This is a genomic window from Luteimonas sp. 22616, from assembly GCF_052044325.1.
In the GTDB taxonomy this organism is placed as follows: Bacteria; Pseudomonadota; Gammaproteobacteria; order Xanthomonadales; family Xanthomonadaceae; genus Luteimonas.
Genome location: NZ_JBQEMW010000001.1, coordinates 770650 through 788960 on the forward strand (window position 1 = coordinate 770650; position 18311 = coordinate 788960).

Sequence of the window (18311 nt, forward strand, 5' to 3'; positions counted from 1 at the left end):
GGGCGGCATCCGGTCGCGGGGCAGCCGCGCAGCTCGCAGCGTCAGTCGCGATCCGGCGCGCCGAGCGGGAAGAAGCTGCGATAGGGGCGCGCTTCGTCGACCGCGCGGGCGAACGACGGGCGTGCCAGCAGCCGCTTGCGGTAAGCGATCACGTTGCCGAACGCAGGGTCGATGCGGTGGGTCCAGTCGGCATAGAACAGGAAAGGCGCGGCGCCGCAGTCGGCGAGGCTGAAGGCGTTGCCCGCCGCCCACTCGCGGTCCGCCATCACGCCGTCGAGCCAGCGATAGGCGGTGTCGAGCATCGCGCGCGCATCGGCCACGCCGCGGGCGTCGCGTTCGGCTTCCGGCCGCAGGCTGTCGAACACGATCTTCTGCTGTGGCGTTGAAATGTAGTTGTCGAAGAAGCGGTCCATGCCGCGCACTTCGAGCGCGGCGCGGGGGTCGGCGGGCAGCAGCGGCACCGGCCCGGGATGGCGCAGGCCGAGGTGCTCGATGATGATGCTGGCCTCGGGAATGGCGTGGCCGGCGTCGACCAGCACCGGAAAGCGTTTCAGCGGCCACAGTGCCGCGAATTCGGCCAGTACCTGCGGGTGTTCCTCCGACAGCAGGCGCCACTCGAATGGCGTGCCGTTCTCGTAGAGCGCCACCAGCACCTTCTGGCAATAGGAGGAGAAGGGATGGGCGTAGAGGCGCAGGGCGCGGGAGGCCGCGGCGGTGTCCTGGGGCATGGAGTTCTCCGGTTCCGGGGCGCCGGGGCAGCGCCGGCATTTCAATTCACGACGAACGGGCAGTGCGGAAATCGACAGCAGCATGGAAGTGTGGGCGCGCGATGCAGCGGCGTCCACGCACCGCGCGCGCGGGGCACCGGCGCTGGCGCCGATCACGTTGTCGGCCGTCGTTTTAACCGTCACGCAACGCTGCTCCGTGCAGCATCGCGTACCACCAAGGAGGCGCAAGATGGCCTATCGGCTCTACTACTGGCCCGGGATCCAGGGGCGCGGCGAGTTCGTCCGCCTGCTGCTGGAGGAGGCCGGCGCGGCGTATGTCGACGTCGGCAACGACGAGGCGGCGGGCGGACTGGAAGCCGTGCAGGCACTGCTGGATGCGCCGGATGCGGTGCATCCGCCGTTCGCGCCGCCTGTGCTGGTCAATGGCAAGGTCGTGGTCGCGCAGGTGGCGGCGATCCTGCAATACCTCGGCCCGCGGCTCGGGCTGGTCGCCTGCGACACCAACGCCGCCCTGTGGACGCACCAGCTGCAGCTGACCATCGCCGACATCGTCGCCGAGGCGCATGACACGCATCATCCGCTCGATGCCGGCGACTGGTACCGCAACCAGAAGCCCGAAGCATTGCGGCGCGCACGCGCGTTCCGCGAAACGCGGATGCCGAAGTTCCTCGGCTGGTTCGAGCAGGTGCTGGCGTGCAATCCGAAAGGCCCGGAGCACCTCGTCGGCGCGCGCCTGTCGTACGCGGACCTGTCGTTGTTCCAGCTGGTGGAAGGATTGCGCTACGCCTTTCCGAAGGCGATGGATGCGCTCGAACGCGACATTCCCCACGTCCTTGCGCTGACGCGGCGCGTCGGCGCGCGGCCCAACGTGTCCGCGTACCTCGCCTCGCCGCGCCGGTTGCCGTTCAACGAGGACGGCATTTTCCGCCATTACCCGGAGCTGGATGGCTGAGCGCGGCGTCAGTGTGCCGCTTCGCGCACGTCGCCGATGGTGGCAGCAGCCGGGTCGTCACGATGGCGGGTTGGGGTGGCGACGCAGTTCCGGCCCTGGTCCTTGGCGTTGTACAGCGCGGTATCGGCGGCGACCATCCAGCGGCGCAGCGACATGCCCGGGCTGGCGGCGGCAACGCCCAGGCTCACCGTGCAGTGCAGGCCGGGCGCGGCGACGAACGATAGTTCACCGACCTGGCGGCGGATCGATTCGGCGATCGCCAGCGCCCGCGGCTCGTCGACTTCCAGCGCCAGCGCGAACTCGTCGCCGCCGTAGCGCACGGCGTGCCCGTGGCCGCCGATGCACTCGCGCAGCACCGCGGCGACACCGCGCAGGACGTCGTCGCCGACCGCATGCCCGCGCGCATCGTTGGTGGTCTTGAAGTTGTCGATGTCGACCATGACCAGGGTGGCCGGGCCGAGTCCCGTGTGCCGTCGCGCCAGCACCTGCTGCGCGTGTTCTTCCCACTGGCGACGGTTGTCGAGGCCGGTCAGCGGGTCGGTGCGGCTGAGTTCGTCCAGGCGCTGGTTCTGGTAATGCACCCGGCGCACCAGGCGATAGCCGTTGAGGCTGACGGCGACCGTGTGGATCAGCAGGATCGGCATGCAGGCAATGATCACCGGCATGCTGGTTTCCGGCGCGAATGCGAAACCGGTGAACAGGCCGCCGAGCACGATCGCGCCCAGCATCCCCGGCAGCGAGCGCAGCCACAGGCCGCGGATGCCGGTATTGATCTTGTCGACCACCGCCAGGGTGGCGATCAGCGCGCTGGGCAGCAGGTTGAAGTGCATCAGCGGCACCCACAGCCCGGCGATGGCGGAATCGACCAGCAGGTTCTGGCGTTCCGTGCGCGCCGGATCGCGACTGCGCCGGGAGCGCCACAGTGCCAGGTGCGGCCACAGCAAGCCGGTGAACAGCAGCAGCGCCCACCAGGCGGCATTGGCCTGCTGCTGCGCGAGCACGGCACCGACCGGCAGCGACGACAGCGCCATGCCGAGGATGCGGAAGGGGTACACCGTCCGGTGCAGCGGCTGGCGGGGCCGGCGCATGCTGCGAGGTGCACCGCTGTCGTCTTGTGGATTCCCGTTGGCCCGCGTCATGCAGGTCACGCCCCCTGTTGCAACCAGGCCATCATAGCCATGCCCGGACCCCGCTGCCGCGCGCCCGACCGGGAATTGTTCCCGGCCCGCGGTCGCGTGGACCGGAGCCGCACCGGGGCGTCGATGGCCGCGGCTTCGGCTGCGGGAGGAACCCGCTTGCGGAAGGCGCACGGAAGCCCCGCGTCCGGCGTAGGGCGCGGGGCGCCGCGCATCGGTTGAAGGCTTGACCGGGATCAGGGCCGGCACGGTGCACGCAGGACACCATGGGCCATGCCCTGGGAGGTCTTTCGTGGAATTCCATGTCCAGCTCAATGGTTTTCGGCCTGATCTCGACGTCATCGGCGACGTGATCCGCGGCGTGGACGCGGCCGCGCTGCTCGATATCGATCCACGCGGCACCGTGCTGCGGGTCGCCGCTGCAGTGGAAGCACAGGAGCTGATCGCGCTGCTGGGCCAGGCCGGGCATCCGGTCACCCGCGCGCAGGTCAGGCAGCTGCCCTCGATCTGCTGCGGTGGTTGCAGCGGCTGAAGGCAGCAACGGCGCCCGGTTTCCGGCTTTCGCCGTGGGTCATTGCGCGGGCGACTTCGGCGGTTCCTGGGGAGCGGGCACTGCCGGGATGCGGCCGAGATCGAGGCCGCCGCTGTCGTGGTGCAGCTGTCGCAGCCGCCGGCCGAGCAGGGCGATGTTCCCTTCGATGGCAGCCAGTTCGGCCTGCTGCCGTGGCGGCAGGAGCGCGCGTGCATCGCTGTGCAGGCGCTGGCTTTCTTCGCGCAGGCGCGCGGTCTGTCGCGTGGCTTCCGCCGCCAGCGCTTCGCGCTCGGCGCGTTGTGGCAGCCCGTAACCCGCCGGCAACAGTTGCGCCGGGTGGCTGAACACACCTTCCAGCGCCAGCATGGCCTGCAGGCGCGCGCGTGCGTCGGCGCCATCGCGGTCGCCCGTCGCGTGGCGTCCCGACAGGAGCCGCTTGAGCGCGTCGCGCGCACGCACTTCCTCGCGGCGCTGCGCGGCCTGTTCCAGCAGCAGCAGCGCAGCGCTCGCGCGCAGGTCGCCGCGTTCGAGCCACGGTGCGCGGCCATCGGGCGGGAGGTCGAGCCAGTCCTCGACGCTGGACTGCGGCAGCCGCAATGCGCTGCGGGCCACGTCGAACATCGCCTGGTAGTGCGCATTCGCCGGCGCGAAACGGTAGCCCAGGCGCAGGGCTTCGGCGCTGTCGTCGAGAACCGACGCATCGGCGATGCCGGCATGTTCGAGTCGGCGCAGCAGGCCGGTCGGGGTGATGCTCGAAAGGTCCTCTCCGGCGAGCCGCGGGACGCCGTCGTGCAGCAGCTTCCAGGTCTCCACCGCGCAATTGTTGGTCAGGAAGTAATAGCGGCCGTCATAGCTCCAGTGCACGCGCGCGGCGCGTTCGAGCAGCATCGCAATCTCGTCGTCGCGCAGTTGCAGTGGGATCGACTGCAATCCGCGCAGCTCCACCTTGGTGTATTCGTCCACCACCTGCTGCAGCGGCAGCATGAACAGCCGCGACGGGTACGAACCGGTCAGCCCGCGCCAGCTCGACACCTGCACGTCGTCGACGAAGGCGCGGAACGAGAGCACCCGGTGGTATGGCAGGTCGAGGCGGCAGTCCGGGCCGGGCGGCCGCCCCGGCGCGCAGACCACCAGCCGCAGCATGCTGTGGCCCCAGCGGCTCATCACCTGGTCGTTGCCTTCCGCCAGCAGGTAGTCGACGGCGTAGACGCGGGCGGGATCGAGTTCGAGCAGCGGCGCCTGGCCGGCGTCGGCGTCCGGCTGCAGGTAGGGCAGGCCGGGCGCGCAGTCGGCCTGCGGCGGGGCGCCGCCGAAGCGGTCTGCGAAATAACGATGCAGTGCCGGCCGGCGACAGGCGTACGCCGGGTCGAGCACGAAATGCTCCAGGTTCACCGCGACGAATTCGGCCGGGCTGTCGAGCTCGTAGCGGTCCGGGCTGCGATCGGTGAGGGCATTGCGCGAGGTGCGCAGGCCCAGCCGCAGCGGTGCGACCTGCCAGCCTGCGAGGTCGAGCAGGCGCGGATCGTGCGACATGCGCCCGCGCGGCGAGCGGTCGAGGAAGTGCGCCAGTTCGTGGACGACGGCCGCCCGCGCCGCGCGCATCGCGGGAGCGTCGCCGGCTTCGGCCGGGCGCGCCATCCAGTCGTCGAGCAGGGCGCGGCGCAAAAGCAGTTGGCCGCTTCGCGCGCGGCCGTGGACTTCAGGCGGAAGGTCGCCGCGCCATTCGACCCGGACGCGGCGGTCGATCGCCTCGATCCAGGCAGGCGGCAGGCGACGCAGCACGTCGTCGAGGATTTGCCGCGTGGCGGCCGCCTGGGCCGACGACAGCGCATCGTCCTGCACGTCCAGTCGCAGCGCCGCCTGGGATGGCAGTGCGCAGGCAAGCAGGCAGGCCGCCCACCATCGCAGGGTGCGCCGCCGCGTGTGCAATGGGATTACGCGTGTTCGGGCAGGGAGCGCCGGTGGCGCCATGGCTTACTGGGCCAGGATGGCCTGCGCGAGTTCCATGTCGCTGGCCTGGCGCGCCGCGTCGCTGTCTTCGCGCAGGTGCCGCAACGCCGCTTCGAGCACGACGCCGCGGATGCGGCCGTTGCTGGCGACGAAGCCGGCTGCGTCGTCGCGCGCCTGCAGCACGATCTTGTCGTCGCCCGACGAGCTGCCCGACGAGGCGGAAGAGCCCGCCGACGAGGCGCCGGCCGAGCTTCCCGCGAAGCTGCCGGCCACGGCGGGGGCGATGGAGAACGCCGCCAGGGCGCAGAGCAGGAGCAGTCGGGTCATTGTTCGGAATCCGGGCTGGAGGGGCGCGGGAATAGTACCGGGCCTCCGCAGCGCATGCACGGGACGGCGAGCTTGAAATCATTCATCACCGCTTCGATATGGTGGAGAACATCATTCGGATCGGCGTTCCAGGAGGCGACATGGCAACCGGTTGGGCAGGCGACGGTGCGGTGCAGGACCAGATCGATGCGACCGTCAAGGACGCGATCAAGCGCGTGCGCAGCCAATTGCCGCAGGGGCCGGGGCTGAGCCACTGCGAGGAATGCGATGTGGCCATTCCAGAAGCGCGGCGCAAGGCCGTGCCTGGCGTGCGGTTGTGCGTGAATTGCCAGGAGGCGCGCGACGCCGAGAACAACGCCGCGGCCAGCGGCTACAACCGGCGCGGCAGCAAGGACAGCCAGCTGCGCTGAATCGCTGCGTTCCGGCAGCCGGGCGCGATGCGCGTGAGCCTGCGTGCGGTCAAACTTCTGGAGCTTCCCCGACCTGCGCGGCAGTGCCCGTAGACTGGCAGGGTCGCCAACGCCTTCGCCACTTTCGCCATCGTGCCCCCGGACCTGCCACCCATCCCGCCGGAAAAGCCCCTGCCTTCGGACTGTTGCGAAAGCGGCTGCGACCGCTGCGTGTTCGATATCTACGCCGAGGAACTGGCGTACTACGAACAGCAGCTGGCGGCCTGGCGGGAACGCAACCCCGGCCGCGATCCGGAACAGGTGCGGTAACAGGGCGGATGATCGTCGCGCCAACGGCTTGGGATTCCCATGCGTCGTGCGCGGCCATCGCGATCGCATCCGTGCCACGGGACGCGATGCAATCGGTCACTGTCGCGCGGGTTCCGGGTTGGCACGGCGCGCCCGTCGCGAACCCCTATAATTACCGGCCGGTTCCAGCGAGGCCGTTCCATGAATGCCATGCCAGCCTGCCCGCAATGCGGCGGTGAGATCACCTATCCCGATGGCGACAATCTCGTTTGCGCCGAGTGCGGCCACGAGTGGCCCGTTGCGGGCGATGCCAATGCCGGCCAGGCAGGTACGCCACCCCGGGACAGCAACGGCAATGTCCTCGCGGACGGCGACAACGTGGTGGTGATCAAGGACCTGAAGGTCAAGGGGTCGTCGATCCCGCTCAAGCAGGGCACGATGATCCGCGGCATCCGCCTGGTCGATGACGACCCGGAGCACATCGAAGGCAACTCCGACAAGATCAAGGGGCTGGTGCTCAAGACCTGCTTCCTGCGCAAGGCTTGAGCCAACCTGCGCGGTGTCGCCCGCGTCAGCCCGCGGCGGGTTCGTCCACTTTCTTGAGCACGCGGGTCACGCCGAGCACTTCAACGTGGCCGCCGGCTTTCTCGAAATCGGCCAGGTCGGCGGAGATCCGGTCGCTGGTCAGGCGCTTTTGCATGTTGCCGTCCGCCGCATCACGGGTGGTCCGGCGGATGCGCGCCTTGGGGTTGTGCTTGGGGTTGGCCATGCCGAATGCCTGCTCCGTAAAGATGTGCGCATGGAGGCGCGCCGTGGTTCCAGCGGGTTGAAGGACGCGCGAGACCGCTCGATCCTGCGCGCCCCGGCGTTAGTGCGGTGTTATTCGTCGCGAAGCGTCAACGGGATCCCGCGCAGCATCTGGTCGCGATAGGTGGCACGTTCGTCGCGGCAATACGGGCTGCCCATCGCGAACTTGCGGCAGATGGCGGGGCGCTGTTCGTAGATCGAACAGCACATGCGGCCATGATCGACGGCCACGCACCAGCCTTCCTCGTCGCGTGCCATCACTTCCAGTCCATGCCTGGTTTGCGTGGTGAGGTGGCGGGGGATCCTGTCTTCCGGCATCACCACCACGGTCAGGCGGCAGCAGACGGCGTCGCAATTGCTGCACGAGACCGACGGGTCGACGCTTTCGGCGAATGCATCTTCGGTTGCGATGGGGGCGGCGGTCATGTCGCGATTCCGGCATCGGCCGCCACGGCGCGCGCATAGCTGAGCAGGCGGCCGCGGAACGGTGGCACGTCGTTGGCGTTCATCCGGCAGCGCTGTTCGGCCACGACGTAGCCCTGGGTCGCCAGCGCACGGGTGAACGGCGCGCTGTTGCCGCGGCCCGGGTCGGTGATCAGCACCTCGGAGACGACGTGTGCGTGCCGCGGCAGCAGCGCCGAGAGGCGCTCGGCGTGGTCGCGTTCGTAGAGGATGTCGCTGCCTATGATCAGGTCGAAGCGGCCCAGGGTTTCGTTCGGCGTGTCCCAGCGCAGCGTGCGGTAGGGCACGGCCGGTAGCTCGTTGAGCGCCGCGTTGTAGGAGAGGAAGGCTTCCGCCAGCGGGTGGTAATCGCTGGCGACGACGTCGGCGCCGCGATGCCGCAGCACGAGGCTGGCAAGGCCCAGCCCGCAGCCCAGTTCGAGGACGCGCTTGCCGGCGATGTCGTGCGTGGCCATCGCTTCGGCCAGCAATCGCCCCGCGGGCCAGACGTGGCCGAACAGGCTCCACTGCGCCGAGGAAATGCCCAGCCGCCGCGCGTGGTGGTCGGGGTCGGCGAACTGCTGCAGGTCGACGAGCGAACGGATCCGGTAATCGTGGTCACCGAGGCGGAGCGTGCGGATATGGGTGTCGTAGCCAGACATGGGCGCTCCCGGACAAGCGTCACCCCGGAGGCCGGGATGCGGACACGGAAAAAGGAGCGAGACGGCGACGGGAAGCGGTCGGGCGCAGCGCGCGAAAACAACGGATAACGGGGCCATGCTACCGCATCGGACTGAAGGCGACTTCACCGCCGCGTGCAGGCCGGAATTGCGGTTGCGCATCGCCATTGGGCAGCATGGCGCCCCGGGACAAGGTGCCATTGGAGCCATCATCGATGAACGAACGCCACGCGCAGCTCTCGCTGGACGGGATGGCGCCGGAGCAGCCAACCGATCGCCTGTTCTTCGCGATCTTCCCCGATCCGCCCGCGGCCGCACGGATCGCCTCGATTGCGCAGTCCTTGCGAGCCGAGCACGGGCTGCGCGGCAGGCCGCAGCAGGCGGACCGCCTCCATGTCACCCTGCATCACCTGGGCGATCACGTCGGCCTGCGATCCGATATCGCCAGCGCCGCGGAAGCAGCGGCGGCGCAGGTGGCGATGCCTCCTTTCGGGATCGCATTCGACAATGCCTCCAGCTTCAGCGGTCGCGCGCGCAACCTGCCGCTGGTGCTGCGCGCAGGAAGTGGGGCCGGATCGCTGGAGGCGCTGCATGCCGCGATCGGTGCGCGGATGGCGGCTGCGGGGCTGGCCAAGTGGGTCAAGCCGGCCTTCGCCCCGCATGTCACCCTGTTGTATGACGATCGCGGCATTGCGCCACAGGCGATCGAACCGATTGCGTGGACCGTGCGCGAGTTCGTCCTCGTCCACAGCCTGCTGGGCCGGACCGAGCACCGGGTCATCGGTCGTTGGCCGCTGCGAGGATGAGCGCAGACTGGCCCGCTCCTGCGGATATTCCTGCAGATACACGGGCACTGCACTGACGACTCGCAAGCCGGCGCTCCGGGCGTTGCATGACGGTGCGCGCCGGGATCGCTGGTGCGAAGCACTGCATGCTTCGCCGCCGTAAGATGGCGTACAGCATCCTTGCCCCGCGCCCATGCCGCACACCACGCCCCTGGTGCTTCCCGAAACCCAGCTCACCGAGCTGGCGTCCGCCTATGCCACGCCGCCGCGGGCGTACCACAACTTCGACCATGTGCGCGAAGTGCTGCGCCACCATGCCGACGTCGCTGCAGGCCCGGGCTGGGCGCAGCCGGAAGAAACCTGGCTGGCCGTGCTTTACCACGACGCGATCTACGAAGCCAGCCGGAGCGACAACGAAACCCGTTCCGCGGAGATGGCCGTCGCCGCCATCGCGCGTTGGCTGCCCGACGCCGGCATCGATGCCGCGCGCGTTGCCGAACTGATCGAGCTCACTGCGCGCCATGGCCAGTTCGCGCCCGGCGACTTCGGCGAAGGAGACCTCGCCGACGACACCCGGCACTTCCTCGATTGCGACATGGCGATCCTAGGCGCCGAGCCGGACGTGTTCGACGCCTACGACCGCGGCATTGCCGCCGAGTACCGCGGCAAGGTTCCGGCCTGGTTGTTCCGGCTCAACCGTCGCCGCTTCCTCAAGTTGCTGCTCGCCAAGCCGCGAATCTATCTCAGCCCGCTCTTCCACGAGCGCTACGACGCGCGGGCGCGCGCCAACCTGCGCCGCGCAGTCAACGAAAAGCGCTGAAGATGCGCGGCGCCCATGGCGGCCTGCACACGCCGCACCTGCACCTGCGCCCGCTGGCGTCTTCCGACGAACGGTTGTACTGCAGCCTGTACACCGATCCGGACGTGATGCGCCACATCGCCGACCCGCTCACGCCCGCGGCCGCGCAGCGCGCATTCAGCGCGGTCCTGCAGCAACTGGCCGCCGATCCCCCGCGGGCGCGCTACTGGATCCTGTGTCGACGCGACGATGGCGGCGACATCGGCTTGATGGCCTGGGTGCCGGATTGCAACGACGCAGGTTCGGCGGAGGTCGGCGTGGTACTGGCCGGGTGTGAGGTGTGTCGAGGCTATGCGAGCGAGTCCATCGCCGCGTTGGCCGACGCCGTCTTCGGCCGGTCCGGGCAGCGACGGCTGTGGACGTGCCATGACCGCGACAACGGCCCGGCGGCTGGCCTGATGCGCAAGCTGGGCTTTGTTTCACTGGAGGACGCGGGCGGCGGCGCGGCAGCGCTGCGCTGGCAGCTCGAACGGCAGGCGTGGCTCGATCGGCATGCGCCGGCTTTTGCATCGCTCACAGCCAGCTGCTAGATTCCAGACGGTTATCCGGGGGGATGGCATGGCGGCGGGTAAGGGAAGCTTGTCCTGCGTGGGCGTGGGCATGATGCTCGGCGCCCACATCGGTCCGCGTGCGCGCGCCACCATCGAACAGGCCGACGTCGTATTCGGCGCCGTTTCCGATCCACTGGTCGAACTGTGGCTGCAGCAGATGCACGCCGACGTGCGCAGCCTCCAGCCGTATTACGCCGAGGGCAAGTCCCGGCATGAGACCTATCGCGAAATGATCGCAGCAATGCTCGCCGAGGTCCGTGTCGGTCGCCAGGTCTGTGGCGCGTTCTATGGCCACCCGGGCGTGTTCGCACGCGTGCCTCACAAGGCCATTGCACAGGCGCGTGCCGAAGGGTTCGAGGCGCACATGGAGCCCGGTGTTTCCGCCGAGGACTGCCTCTACGCCGACCTCGGCATCGACCCGGGCGAGGTCGGCTGCCAGCACTTCGAAGCCAGCCAGTTCATGTTCTATCGCCGCCGCATCGATCCGTCCGCATACCTCGTGCTCTGGCAGGTGGGCGTGGCCGGGGACCGCTCGGTTCGGCGTTTCAGTACCGGGCGAGCCTATCGCCGCCTGCTCGTCGAACGGCTGGCCGAGGACTATCCGGCCGATCACGTCGCCACTCTTTACGAGGCCGCCACACTGCCGATCGTGGCGCCGCGGATGGAGCAGATGCCGATGTGGCAACTGGTGGATGCCGATCTGCACATGCACACCACGTTGGTGATCCCACCCGCGCGGGCCTTGCAGCGGGATCAAGCCATGCTGGAGAAGATTCGTCGGCTGGATGGCGAAGTCGAGTTCGAAGTTGTTTCCATGTAACCAGGAAAAAGATCATGTCGAAGGCGATCCCGTTTGGCGATATGCAGGCAGCAGGCCAGCCCCGTGGCTGTCGACAACACTGTTGCTGAAGCCAGGCGACTGGTCGACAGGTCATGTCGACTTGGCAAATAGTTCACTTCCATTCGTGCACACAGGGGCAAGATCTTGGATTCCATCCGGTTTCTCGAATTGCTGGGCAGCAAGCCGGCCATGGCTTGCGGGCTGGCGTACGCCGAAGGGGTTGCGGCGCTGAAAGTCGACCCCGCCGAACAGAGCGCGTTGCTGGCAAGAGACGGTTCGGTCCTGAGCCGCCTGCTGGATGGACGTCCCGCGATCTACTGCATGATTTCAACGCCGGACGAACAGGCGCCTCTCAAGGATCCTGGCGATCGGGACGATGACCGGGAGCCGGGGCGTGAAGCGGAAGACGAACCAGACGGGATGGTTGATCAATGACCGACTAGTCGGTTGAGGAGCGTGCGATGAACAGGATGGCTTGCTGCCTGGTGCTCGGCGCCATTCTTGGCTGGTCGCTGTGGCTGCCTGCATCGGCATCGGCATCGGCATCGTTCGATGCGATGCTGCGCGAAGCGGATGCCGTACGCACGTCCGATCCTGATCGATTCAAGCGCATCCTGGATGACCTGGACCGCACGGCCATGGGAGCCTCGATCGAGCAACGCGAGAAGCTCGAGTTCATGCATGCCTACCAGTCGATCAGGATGGGCGATCTGCATGATGCCATCAGCAAGTTCAAGGCCCTTCATGCTTCGGCAACCAACAATGAAGTCCGCTATCGTTCGGGGGCGATGCTTGCAAACGCATACGCAGTAACCCGGGAATTTCGCGAAGGACTGATTGCTGCCCAAGAGACGATAAGGGGATCGGCATCCATCAAGGACAGGAGTGCCAGGCACCACGGCCTGGTGGCTTCCGGAATTCTGTACAACCAGGTCGGCGAGTATGGGCTGGGTCGTCGCTATGCGCAGCAGGTGCTCGCTGACAAGCCTGATGACAGGAACCGGTGCATCGCTGGCAACCTGCTGGTCGAGTCGTCGTTGCATCTCGACAAGAAGTCTTCCGATGAAGACGCCGTCAATGCGTTACGCCAATGCGAAGCCATCCACGATGCAACACTGGCCGGATTTTCCCGCATCTATCTGGCGAGGGTGTGGCATGGCGAAGGACGCACGCAGGAAGCGGTGAAACTACTTGAAGGGCACTTTGCCGAAGTGAAAGGAACGGGATATTCGCGCCTGATCGGCGAAGTCCATTCGCTCCTGGCCGAGATGCGCCTGTCGCTTGGCGACGTGCAAGCCGCAAAACGGGATGCCGAGGCTGCCGTTGCGCTGAATGTCGGCATGGTCAATTCGCTCCCGCTCGTGGTGGCCTACAAGACGCTCTTCGAAATTGCGGAACGCACGGGCGATACGGCAGCGGCGCTTGAGTTATACAAGCAGTATGCGGCTGCCGAGCGCGGGTACAGGGACGATGTCGCGGAGCGTGAGCTGGCGTACCAGATGGTGCAGCAGGAGGCGATGCAGCAAGCACAGAAGATCGAGTTGCTCAACAAGCAAAATGAGGTCCTGGTGCTGCACCAGGGCATCAGCGAGCAGAAGGCCCAGACCTCGCGCCTGCTGATCCTGCTGCTGGTGGTACTGGCCGGTTCGATCGGCTACTGGGCCTTCAAGATCAAGCGCGTGCAGATGTCGCTGCGGCGGATGGCGGAAACCGATGCGCTGACCAGCATCTGCAATCGCCACCACTTCAACCAGCAATCGGAGCAGACCCTGGGGCAGGCGGCGCGGGCCGGTGAGGACGTGGCGCTGGTGATGTTCGACCTGGACCACTTCAAGTCGATCAACGATCGCTTCGGGCATGACACCGGCGACTGGGTGCTGAAGAAGGTCTCCGAGCACTGCAGGACGTTCTGCCGGCGCGTCGACCACCTGGGCCGCATCGGTGGCGAGGAGTTCGCGATCCTGCTGTCGGGCTGCGACCTGCGCGGGGCGAAGCGCGTCGCCGAGGATTGCCGCGTGCGCATCGCGAGCATCGACACCCAGCCCAGCGGCCACAAGTTCCTGATCACCGCCAGCTTCGGCGTGACCGCCTCCTCGCTGTCGGGCTACGACCTGGCCAAGCTGCTCTCGCACGCCGACAAGGCGCTGTACCGTTCCAAGCGTGAAGGGCGAAACCGGGTGTCGACGTTCGATGGCGACGTGCAGCCCTGGATGCAGCTGCAGGTGGTGGCCGCCGACGGCTCGCCCGGACCCGAGGTGCCGCCGACGCCCGGGGTGGCGCCGGATCATCCCTTTCGAAGCCTGATTTCCTGATTGCCCGCGGGGCGCACGGGTTTGCGGCGCGCGCATCCGGCGGCCGCGTGGCGCTATAGAATGGCGCATGGCCAAACTGCTCCTGAACCTGCGCCACGTGTCCGACGACGAAGCCGCGGACGTGCGTGCTTTCCTCGAGGCGAACGCGATCGCCTTCTACGAAACCCAACCCAGCCGCTGGGGGATCTCCAACGGTGGAATCTGGGTGGAGAACAACGCCGAGGTCGCCGAGGCCAAGCGGCTGATGGCCGACTACCAGAAACAGCGCCAGGCCCGTGTCCGCGCCGAACGCGAGCAGGCCGTGCGCGAAGGCACCGCGGAGACCTTCGCCGACATCGCGCGCGAGCAGCCGCTGCGCGTGCTGCTGACATTGCTGGCGATCGTGTTCCTGCTGGCGCTGGTCGCGCTGCCGGTGTGGCTGCTGCATCATTAAGCGGCTGTCGGCAAGCCCGGGTTGCCCCGGATGGCCGTTGCCGGCATGCGCTGACATAGTCCACGGCCGCACAGTCCGGCCGCAGCCGGGCGCTTGCGGAGCGACGACAGTCGCGATTGGCCGCAGTGGCGGCCCCCGTCGCTCCCTGCTGGAGCGTCAGGACGAGCCGGCTAACGCCGGATGAACATTCCATGCTTAAGATGGCGAGTCTTCTGCCGTCGTGTTCCGGGGATCGAGATCCATGCCTTGTTCCATTTCCGGCAGCCGCGTTGTGCTGCCAATGCTCGCGCTATCCGTTGTCCTGTTCGCCGGCTGCTCGCGCAGCGGGCCGGCGGCGGCACCCGCCACCCAGCCGGAAGCGAACACCGCGCCGGCGCCGCCCGCGATCCCGCAGCATGATCCGGCCACCGCGCCGGTCGAGCGCGCCGCCCCGCCGACCCTGCAGGCGGTCGTGCTCGGCGAGTTCGCCGCCAGCAATCCGGCCGCGGAATCGGCCACCGGCGCATTGACCATCGAGGACGGCGAGATCATCGGTGCGAATGGTGCGAAGTTCACGACCGAGCGCGTGGCGCTGGTCAACGGCGACGACCAGTACACCGCCGACGCGCGCTTTGCCGACGCCATGATGATCGAGCCGCGCCAGCAGGTGGAGCTGCGCCATGTGGTCGAGGAAACGCCGCCGACCGATGCACCGGGCAACGCCTTCTGCGGCACGCTCAAGACCGGCCACCTGGCCATCGCCAAGGTCATGGATGGCGACGTTGAACAGGTGAAAGTCCTCGCGCTGAGCGGGCAGGGGCTTCCGGCTGCATCGGCGACCGATGTCTCGGCTTGCGCGATGGCGGAATACCGCTCCCTGCCGAAGAAATGACGGCGCGCGCCGGCGCATGCGTCCGGCGCTTCGGGCCATGACCGGCAATCGGCCGGATGACCTGGCGGCCAGCCGCCTGCAGCTTCCCCCCGGCAACTGGCCGACGTTGATCGATGGCCTGTGCGAACGTTTTCCCGCCATTTCGCGCGAGCAGTGGCGCGCGCGTTTCGAGCGTGGACGGGTGCAGGACCGCGACGGCAACCCGCTGCAGCCGACGCACCCGTATCGCGTCGGCATGGAAGTGCGCTACTTCCGCGAGGTGCCCGACGAGGCGCCGATTCCGTTCCACGAAGTGGTGCTGCATGCCGACGACGACCTGTGGGTGGTCGACAAGCCGCACTTCCTGCCGGTGGTGCCCGCCGGGCGTTACGTGGCCGAAACGCTGCTGGCGCGCCTGCGAAACGCGTCCGGCAATGCCGACCTGGTGCCGTTGCACCGGATCGACCGTGCCACCGCCGGGCTGGTGCTGTTTTCCGCGGGCCGCGAAACGCGCGCGCGATACCAGGCGCTGTTCCGCGACCGCGCCATCGACAAGACCTACGAAGCGCTGGCGCCGGGGCTGCCGGCACTCGAGTTTCCGTGTATCCGCCGCTCGCGGCTCGTGCGCGGCGAGCCTTTTTTCCGCATGCGCGAAGCCGACGGCGAAGCGAACAGCGAGACGCGCCTCGATGTCATCGGGCGGGGCGCCGACTGCTGGCATTACCGCCTGCGGCCGGTGACCGGCAGGAAGCACCAGCTGCGCGTGCACATGGCCGCGCTGGGCGCGCCGATCGTCAATGACGATGTCTATCCGGAGATGGTGGCGAATCCCGACAGCGTCGATTATTCGCGGCCACTGAAACTGCTGGCACGGCGACTGTCGTTCGTCGATCCGCTGAGCGGGCTGCGGCGGGAGTTCAGCAGCCGGCGCGAGCTTTGAGCACGTTCCGGACGCGATCTGGAATCGGGTGGAGGGGAGCTATCGCGAATCCGGTGGCGGCGCCACGCCTCTCGCGGCAAGCCACGCCACGGCGCCTTCACCCGCGCGCTTGCCGCTGGCGAAGCAGGCGGTGAGCAGGTAGCCGCCGGTCGGCGCCTCCCAGTCGAGCATTTCGCCGGCACAGAACGTGCCGGCCGGGACGGCATGGGCGCCCGGGGCCAGCATCAGCGCGTCGTCCAGCGCTTCGAGCCGCACGCCGCCGGCGCTGCTGATCGCCTCGGCAATCGGCCGGGGTGCGCGAAGGACCAGGGGCAGGCGCTTGATGGCCGCCGCGAGCGTGGCGGGTTCTTCCATCGCATCGCGGTCGAGCACCTCGCGCAGCAGGCCGGACTTCGCGCCAGACAAACCGGTCTGGCGACGGATGTGCTCGCCGAGGCTGCGGCCCAGCCGGGGCTTGGACAGCGCATCGCGCAGCCGTGCCTGGCCGCGCCCGGGCGCGAGGTCGAGATGGAGCACGGCGCTGCCGTCGCGCGCGATGGCGTCGCGCAGGTCGGCCGAGAGCGCGTAGACCAGGCTGCCTTCGACGCCGGTTGCCGTGACCACGCATTCGCCCTGCTGCGCGTGTTCGTGGCCGGCGGCGTCGCGCCAGTGCGCGATCACCGGCTTCAGCGGTGCACCGGCGTGGCGCTGGGCGAAGTGGCCGCTCCAGCCAATGTCGAAGCCGCAGTTCGCCGGGCGCAGCGGGGCGACCTCCACGCCGCGATCGCGCAGCACGTCCTGCCACGCGCCGTCCGATCCGAGCTGCGGCCAGCTGCCGCCGCCGAGCGCGAGCACGCTGGCATCGGCGAGCACCACGCGTTCGCCGTCGGGCGTGGCGAAGCGCAGCGCGCCGCCGTCGTCCCAGCCCAGCCAGCGGTGCTGGACATGGAAGCGCACGCCCTGGTCGCGCAGGCGCCGCACCCAGCCGCGCAGCAGCGGCGCGGCCTTGAGGTCGGACGGGAACACGCGCCCGGAACTGCCGACGAAGGTGTCCACGCCCAGTCCGCGCGCCCAGGCGCGCAGCGCGTCGGCATCGAAGTCGCGCAGCCAGCCTGCGATGTCGCGTTCACGCTCGCGGTAACGTTGCGCGAATCCCGGCATCGGCTCGGAATGGGTGAGGTTGAGCCCGCCCTTGCCGGCGATCAGGACCTTGCGGCCGACCGAGCCCTTGGCGTCGAACAGGTCGACCTCCACGCCCGCGGCGCGCGCGACTTCCGCCGCCATCAGCCCGGCCGGGCCACCGCCGATCACGGCGAGCGTGCTCACGCGACTTCTCCCGCGGCGTGGCCCGAGGCCCAGGCCCACTGGAAGTTGTAGCCGCCAAGCCAGCCGGTGACGTCGACCACCTCGCCGATGAAGTACAGGCCGGGCACGCGCCGGGATTCCATCGAGCTGGACGACAGTTCACGGGTATCGACACCCCCGAGGGTGACCTCGGCGGTGCGATAGCCCTCGGTGCCGCTGGCGGTGATCGGCCAGTGATGCAGCTGGGCGGCGATGTCGCGCAACTCGCGTTCGGTGTACTGGCGCATCGGGCGGTTCGGGAACCACGCCTCGCACAGGCGCTGCGCAAAACGCTTCGGCAGCTGTTCGGACAGCACGGTCTTGAGTTCCGCCGCCGGTCGTGACTGGCGTTGTTCGCGCAGGAGCGCTTCGGCGTCGAGTGCGGGCAGCAGGTCCAGCTGCAGCGTGTCGCCGGGCTGCCAGTACGAGGAGACCTGCAGGATCGACGGCCCGCTCAGGCCGCGATGGGTGATCAGCATGAAGTTGCGGAACGACTGGCCGTTGCAGGTCGCCTCGACCGGCAGCGACACGCCGCTCAGGTCCTGCACGCGCTCGGAATGCGTGCCGCTGAGCGTCAGCGGCACCAGCCCTGCGCGGGTTGGCAGCACCGCGTGGCCGAACTGGCGCGCAAGCTGGTAGCCATAACCGCTGGCGCCCATGCTCGGGATCGACAGCCCGCCGCTGGCGACCACCAGCGACGTCGCAGCGAACAGCCCGCGCGCGGTGCGCAGCGCGAAGCCGCCGCCGTCCCGTGCACGCACGTCCTCGACGCTGCAGCCGATCTCGATGCGCACGCCGGCCGCTTCGCATTCGTCCAGCAGCATGCGCACGATCTGCTTCGAGGACTCGTCGCAGAACAGCTGGCCGAGTTCCTTCTCGTGGTACGCGATGCCGTGGCGTTCGACCATGGCGATGAAGTCCACCGGCGTGTAGCGCGCCAGCGCGGACTTGCAGTAATGCGGATTGGCCGAGAGGAAGTTCGCGGGCCCGGCGCCGGTGTTGGTGAAATTGCAGCGCCCGCCGCCGGACATCAGGATCTTCTTGCCGACCTTGTTGGCATGCTCGACCACCAGTACCCGCCGCCCACGCTGGCCCGCCGTGATGGCGCACATCAGCCCGGCCGCGCCGGCGCCGATCACGACGACGTCGAAAGCCTCCGCCATTGC

Annotated in this window: 23 protein-coding genes; 14 read left to right on the forward strand and 9 right to left on the reverse strand. The window is 68.5% G+C overall.

Features of this window, described 5'->3' with window-relative positions; all coding sequences use genetic code 11:
• Nucleotides 1-41: 41 nt before the first annotated feature.
• Nucleotides 42-728 (reverse strand): glutathione S-transferase family protein, encoded by a 687-nt coding sequence (locus ACTJIL_RS03585; RefSeq protein ID WP_440754223.1) that lies wholly within the window; start codon nt 726-728, stop codon nt 42-44.
• A 229-nt stretch (nt 729-957) separates the two neighbouring features.
• Here ACTJIL_RS03585 and ACTJIL_RS03590 point away from each other — a divergent pair, with 229 nt between their 5' ends.
• Nucleotides 958-1680 carry a glutathione S-transferase gene (locus ACTJIL_RS03590; RefSeq protein WP_440754224.1) on the forward strand — a complete coding sequence of 241 codons (723 nt, stop codon included), beginning with the start codon at nt 958-960 and terminating at the stop codon, nt 1678-1680.
• Between the two features lie 8 nt (nt 1681-1688).
• Here ACTJIL_RS03590 and ACTJIL_RS03595 read toward each other — a convergent pair whose 3' ends face one another.
• Nucleotides 1689-2768 carry a diguanylate cyclase gene (locus tag ACTJIL_RS03595; RefSeq protein ID WP_440754225.1) on the reverse strand — a complete coding sequence of 360 codons (1080 nt, stop codon included), beginning with the start codon at nt 2766-2768 and terminating at the stop codon, nt 1689-1691.
• A gap of 340 nt (nt 2769-3108) precedes the next feature.
• Between ACTJIL_RS03595 and ACTJIL_RS03600 the strand changes: the two genes are divergently transcribed.
• Entirely contained in the window at nt 3109-3348 is a 240-nt protein-coding gene (locus tag ACTJIL_RS03600) for a hypothetical protein (RefSeq protein WP_440754226.1), read from the forward strand.
• A gap of 39 nt (nt 3349-3387) precedes the next feature.
• Here the strand turns inward: ACTJIL_RS03600 and ACTJIL_RS03605 are convergent, their stop codons facing one another.
• Together ACTJIL_RS03605 and ACTJIL_RS03610 are read right to left on the reverse strand one after the other, a co-directional pair.
• Complete coding sequence (locus ACTJIL_RS03605; protein WP_440754227.1) at nt 3388-5319, reverse strand: DUF7844 domain-containing protein; 1932 nt, start codon at nt 5317-5319, stop codon at nt 3388-3390.
• A gap of 3 nt (nt 5320-5322) precedes the next feature.
• Nucleotides 5323-5625 (reverse strand): DUF2388 domain-containing protein, encoded by a 303-nt coding sequence (locus ACTJIL_RS03610; RefSeq protein WP_440754228.1) that lies wholly within the window; start codon nt 5623-5625, stop codon nt 5323-5325.
• A gap of 140 nt (nt 5626-5765) precedes the next feature.
• On the opposite strand from ACTJIL_RS03610, the gene ACTJIL_RS03615 reads away from it, so the two are divergent.
• The 3 genes from ACTJIL_RS03615 to ACTJIL_RS03625 all read left to right on the forward strand — a co-directional run bounded on the left by ACTJIL_RS03615 (nt 5766) and on the right by ACTJIL_RS03625 (nt 6869).
• Nucleotides 5766-6035 (forward strand): DksA/TraR family C4-type zinc finger protein, encoded by a 270-nt coding sequence (locus ACTJIL_RS03615; protein ID WP_440754229.1) that lies wholly within the window; start codon nt 5766-5768, stop codon nt 6033-6035.
• A 132-nt stretch (nt 6036-6167) separates the two neighbouring features.
• Nucleotides 6168-6344, forward strand: coding sequence for an oxidoreductase-like domain-containing protein (locus ACTJIL_RS03620; protein WP_440754230.1), 177 nt, complete (start codon nt 6168-6170; stop codon nt 6342-6344).
• A 180-nt stretch (nt 6345-6524) separates the two neighbouring features.
• Nucleotides 6525-6869, forward strand: coding sequence for a zinc ribbon domain-containing protein YjdM (locus ACTJIL_RS03625; protein ID WP_440754231.1), 345 nt, complete (start codon nt 6525-6527; stop codon nt 6867-6869).
• Nucleotides 6870-6894: 25 nt separating this feature from the next.
• Here ACTJIL_RS03625 and ACTJIL_RS03630 read toward each other — a convergent pair whose 3' ends face one another.
• From ACTJIL_RS03630 to ACTJIL_RS03640, 3 genes are all read right to left on the reverse strand, one after another.
• Nucleotides 6895-7092, reverse strand: coding sequence for a hypothetical protein (locus ACTJIL_RS03630; protein WP_440754232.1), 198 nt, complete (start codon nt 7090-7092; stop codon nt 6895-6897).
• Between the two features lie 110 nt (nt 7093-7202).
• Entirely contained in the window at nt 7203-7556 is a 354-nt protein-coding gene (locus tag ACTJIL_RS03635; protein ID WP_440754233.1) for a YkgJ family cysteine cluster protein, read from the reverse strand.
• Complete coding sequence (locus ACTJIL_RS03640; protein ID WP_440754234.1) at nt 7553-8233, reverse strand: class I SAM-dependent methyltransferase; 681 nt, start codon at nt 8231-8233, stop codon at nt 7553-7555. Before ACTJIL_RS03640 ends, ACTJIL_RS03635 begins: the two co-directional genes overlap by 4 nt.
• 233 nt (nt 8234-8466) lie before the next feature.
• On the opposite strand from ACTJIL_RS03640, the gene ACTJIL_RS03645 reads away from it, so the two are divergent.
• The 9 genes from ACTJIL_RS03645 (at nt 8467) to ACTJIL_RS03685 (ending at nt 15822) form a co-directional block, all read left to right on the forward strand.
• Nucleotides 8467-9057, forward strand: a complete 591-nt coding sequence (locus ACTJIL_RS03645; protein ID WP_440754235.1) for a 2'-5' RNA ligase family protein — start codon at nt 8467-8469, stop codon at nt 9055-9057.
• 172 nt (nt 9058-9229) lie between these two features.
• A complete protein-coding gene (locus ACTJIL_RS03650; RefSeq protein WP_440754236.1) occupies nt 9230-9856 on the forward strand; it encodes an HD domain-containing protein in 627 nt (208 codons plus the stop codon).
• Nucleotides 9857-9858: 2 nt separating this feature from the next.
• Entirely contained in the window at nt 9859-10425 is a 567-nt protein-coding gene (locus ACTJIL_RS03655; RefSeq protein WP_440754237.1) for a GNAT family N-acetyltransferase, read from the forward strand.
• 28 nt (nt 10426-10453) lie between these two features.
• Nucleotides 10454-11266, forward strand: a complete 813-nt coding sequence (locus tag ACTJIL_RS03660) for an SAM-dependent methyltransferase (protein ID WP_440754238.1) — start codon at nt 10454-10456, stop codon at nt 11264-11266.
• Nucleotides 11267-11431: 165 nt separating this feature from the next.
• Complete coding sequence (locus ACTJIL_RS03665) at nt 11432-11722, forward strand: hypothetical protein (protein WP_440754239.1); 291 nt, start codon at nt 11432-11434, stop codon at nt 11720-11722.
• Nucleotides 11723-11748: 26 nt separating this feature from the next.
• Complete coding sequence (locus ACTJIL_RS03670; RefSeq protein ID WP_440754240.1) at nt 11749-13599, forward strand: tetratricopeptide repeat-containing diguanylate cyclase; 1851 nt, start codon at nt 11749-11751, stop codon at nt 13597-13599.
• Nucleotides 13600-13666: 67 nt separating this feature from the next.
• A complete protein-coding gene (locus ACTJIL_RS03675; protein WP_440754241.1) occupies nt 13667-14032 on the forward strand; it encodes a DUF6164 family protein in 366 nt (121 codons plus the stop codon).
• A 280-nt stretch (nt 14033-14312) separates the two neighbouring features.
• A complete protein-coding gene (locus ACTJIL_RS03680) occupies nt 14313-14903 on the forward strand; it encodes a hypothetical protein (RefSeq protein WP_440754242.1) in 591 nt (196 codons plus the stop codon).
• A 37-nt stretch (nt 14904-14940) separates the two neighbouring features.
• On the forward strand, nt 14941-15822 hold the full coding sequence (locus tag ACTJIL_RS03685; protein WP_440754243.1) for a pseudouridine synthase: 882 nt from the start codon (nt 14941-14943) through the stop codon (nt 15820-15822).
• 39 nt (nt 15823-15861) lie between these two features.
• Here the strand turns inward: ACTJIL_RS03685 and ACTJIL_RS03690 are convergent, their stop codons facing one another.
• Nucleotides 15862-17127 carry a TIGR03862 family flavoprotein gene (locus ACTJIL_RS03690; protein WP_440754244.1) on the reverse strand — a complete coding sequence of 422 codons (1266 nt, stop codon included), beginning with the start codon at nt 17125-17127 and terminating at the stop codon, nt 15862-15864.
• Complete coding sequence (locus ACTJIL_RS03695; protein ID WP_440754245.1) at nt 17124-18308, reverse strand: NAD(P)/FAD-dependent oxidoreductase; 1185 nt, start codon at nt 18306-18308, stop codon at nt 17124-17126. Before ACTJIL_RS03695 ends, ACTJIL_RS03690 begins: the two co-directional genes overlap by 4 nt.
• Nucleotides 18309-18311 lie beyond the last annotated feature (3 nt).

What these genes read in the sequence shown, in the direction of transcription:
- ACTJIL_RS03650 (WP_440754236.1), top strand. Translation starts at nt 9,230, where the DNA reads ATGCCGCACACCACGCCCCTGGTGCTTCCCGAAACCCAGCTCACCGAG.
- ACTJIL_RS03590 (WP_440754224.1), top strand. Translation starts at nt 958, where the DNA reads ATGGCCTATCGGCTCTACTACTGGCCCGGGATCCAGGGGCGCGGCGAG.
- ACTJIL_RS03585 (WP_440754223.1), bottom strand. Translation starts at nt 728, where the DNA reads ATGCCCCAGGACACCGCCGCGGCCTCCCGCGCCCTGCGCCTCTACGCC.
- ACTJIL_RS03630 (WP_440754232.1), bottom strand. Translation starts at nt 7,092, where the DNA reads ATGGCCAACCCCAAGCACAACCCCAAGGCGCGCATCCGCCGGACCACC.
- ACTJIL_RS03680 (WP_440754242.1), top strand. Translation starts at nt 14,313, where the DNA reads ATGCTCGCGCTATCCGTTGTCCTGTTCGCCGGCTGCTCGCGCAGCGGG.
- ACTJIL_RS03615 (WP_440754229.1), top strand. Translation starts at nt 5,766, where the DNA reads ATGGCAACCGGTTGGGCAGGCGACGGTGCGGTGCAGGACCAGATCGAT.
- ACTJIL_RS03625 (WP_440754231.1), top strand. Translation starts at nt 6,525, where the DNA reads ATGAATGCCATGCCAGCCTGCCCGCAATGCGGCGGTGAGATCACCTAT.
- ACTJIL_RS03675 (WP_440754241.1), top strand. Translation starts at nt 13,667, where the DNA reads ATGGCCAAACTGCTCCTGAACCTGCGCCACGTGTCCGACGACGAAGCC.
- ACTJIL_RS03695 (WP_440754245.1), bottom strand. Translation starts at nt 18,308, where the DNA reads ATGGCGGAGGCTTTCGACGTCGTCGTGATCGGCGCCGGCGCGGCCGGG.
- ACTJIL_RS03635 (WP_440754233.1), bottom strand. Translation starts at nt 7,556, where the DNA reads ATGACCGCCGCCCCCATCGCAACCGAAGATGCATTCGCCGAAAGCGTC.
- ACTJIL_RS03610 (WP_440754228.1), bottom strand. Translation starts at nt 5,625, where the DNA reads ATGACCCGACTGCTCCTGCTCTGCGCCCTGGCGGCGTTCTCCATCGCC.
- ACTJIL_RS03655 (WP_440754237.1), top strand. Translation starts at nt 9,859, where the DNA reads ATGCGCGGCGCCCATGGCGGCCTGCACACGCCGCACCTGCACCTGCGC.
- ACTJIL_RS03645 (WP_440754235.1), top strand. Translation starts at nt 8,467, where the DNA reads ATGAACGAACGCCACGCGCAGCTCTCGCTGGACGGGATGGCGCCGGAG.
- ACTJIL_RS03670 (WP_440754240.1), top strand. Translation starts at nt 11,749, where the DNA reads ATGAACAGGATGGCTTGCTGCCTGGTGCTCGGCGCCATTCTTGGCTGG.
- ACTJIL_RS03605 (WP_440754227.1), bottom strand. Translation starts at nt 5,319, where the DNA reads ATGGCGCCACCGGCGCTCCCTGCCCGAACACGCGTAATCCCATTGCAC.
- ACTJIL_RS03640 (WP_440754234.1), bottom strand. Translation starts at nt 8,233, where the DNA reads ATGTCTGGCTACGACACCCATATCCGCACGCTCCGCCTCGGTGACCAC.
- ACTJIL_RS03595 (WP_440754225.1), bottom strand. Translation starts at nt 2,768, where the DNA reads ATGCGCCGGCCCCGCCAGCCGCTGCACCGGACGGTGTACCCCTTCCGC.
- ACTJIL_RS03660 (WP_440754238.1), top strand. Translation starts at nt 10,454, where the DNA reads ATGGCGGCGGGTAAGGGAAGCTTGTCCTGCGTGGGCGTGGGCATGATG.
- ACTJIL_RS03685 (WP_440754243.1), top strand. Translation starts at nt 14,941, where the DNA reads ATGACCGGCAATCGGCCGGATGACCTGGCGGCCAGCCGCCTGCAGCTT.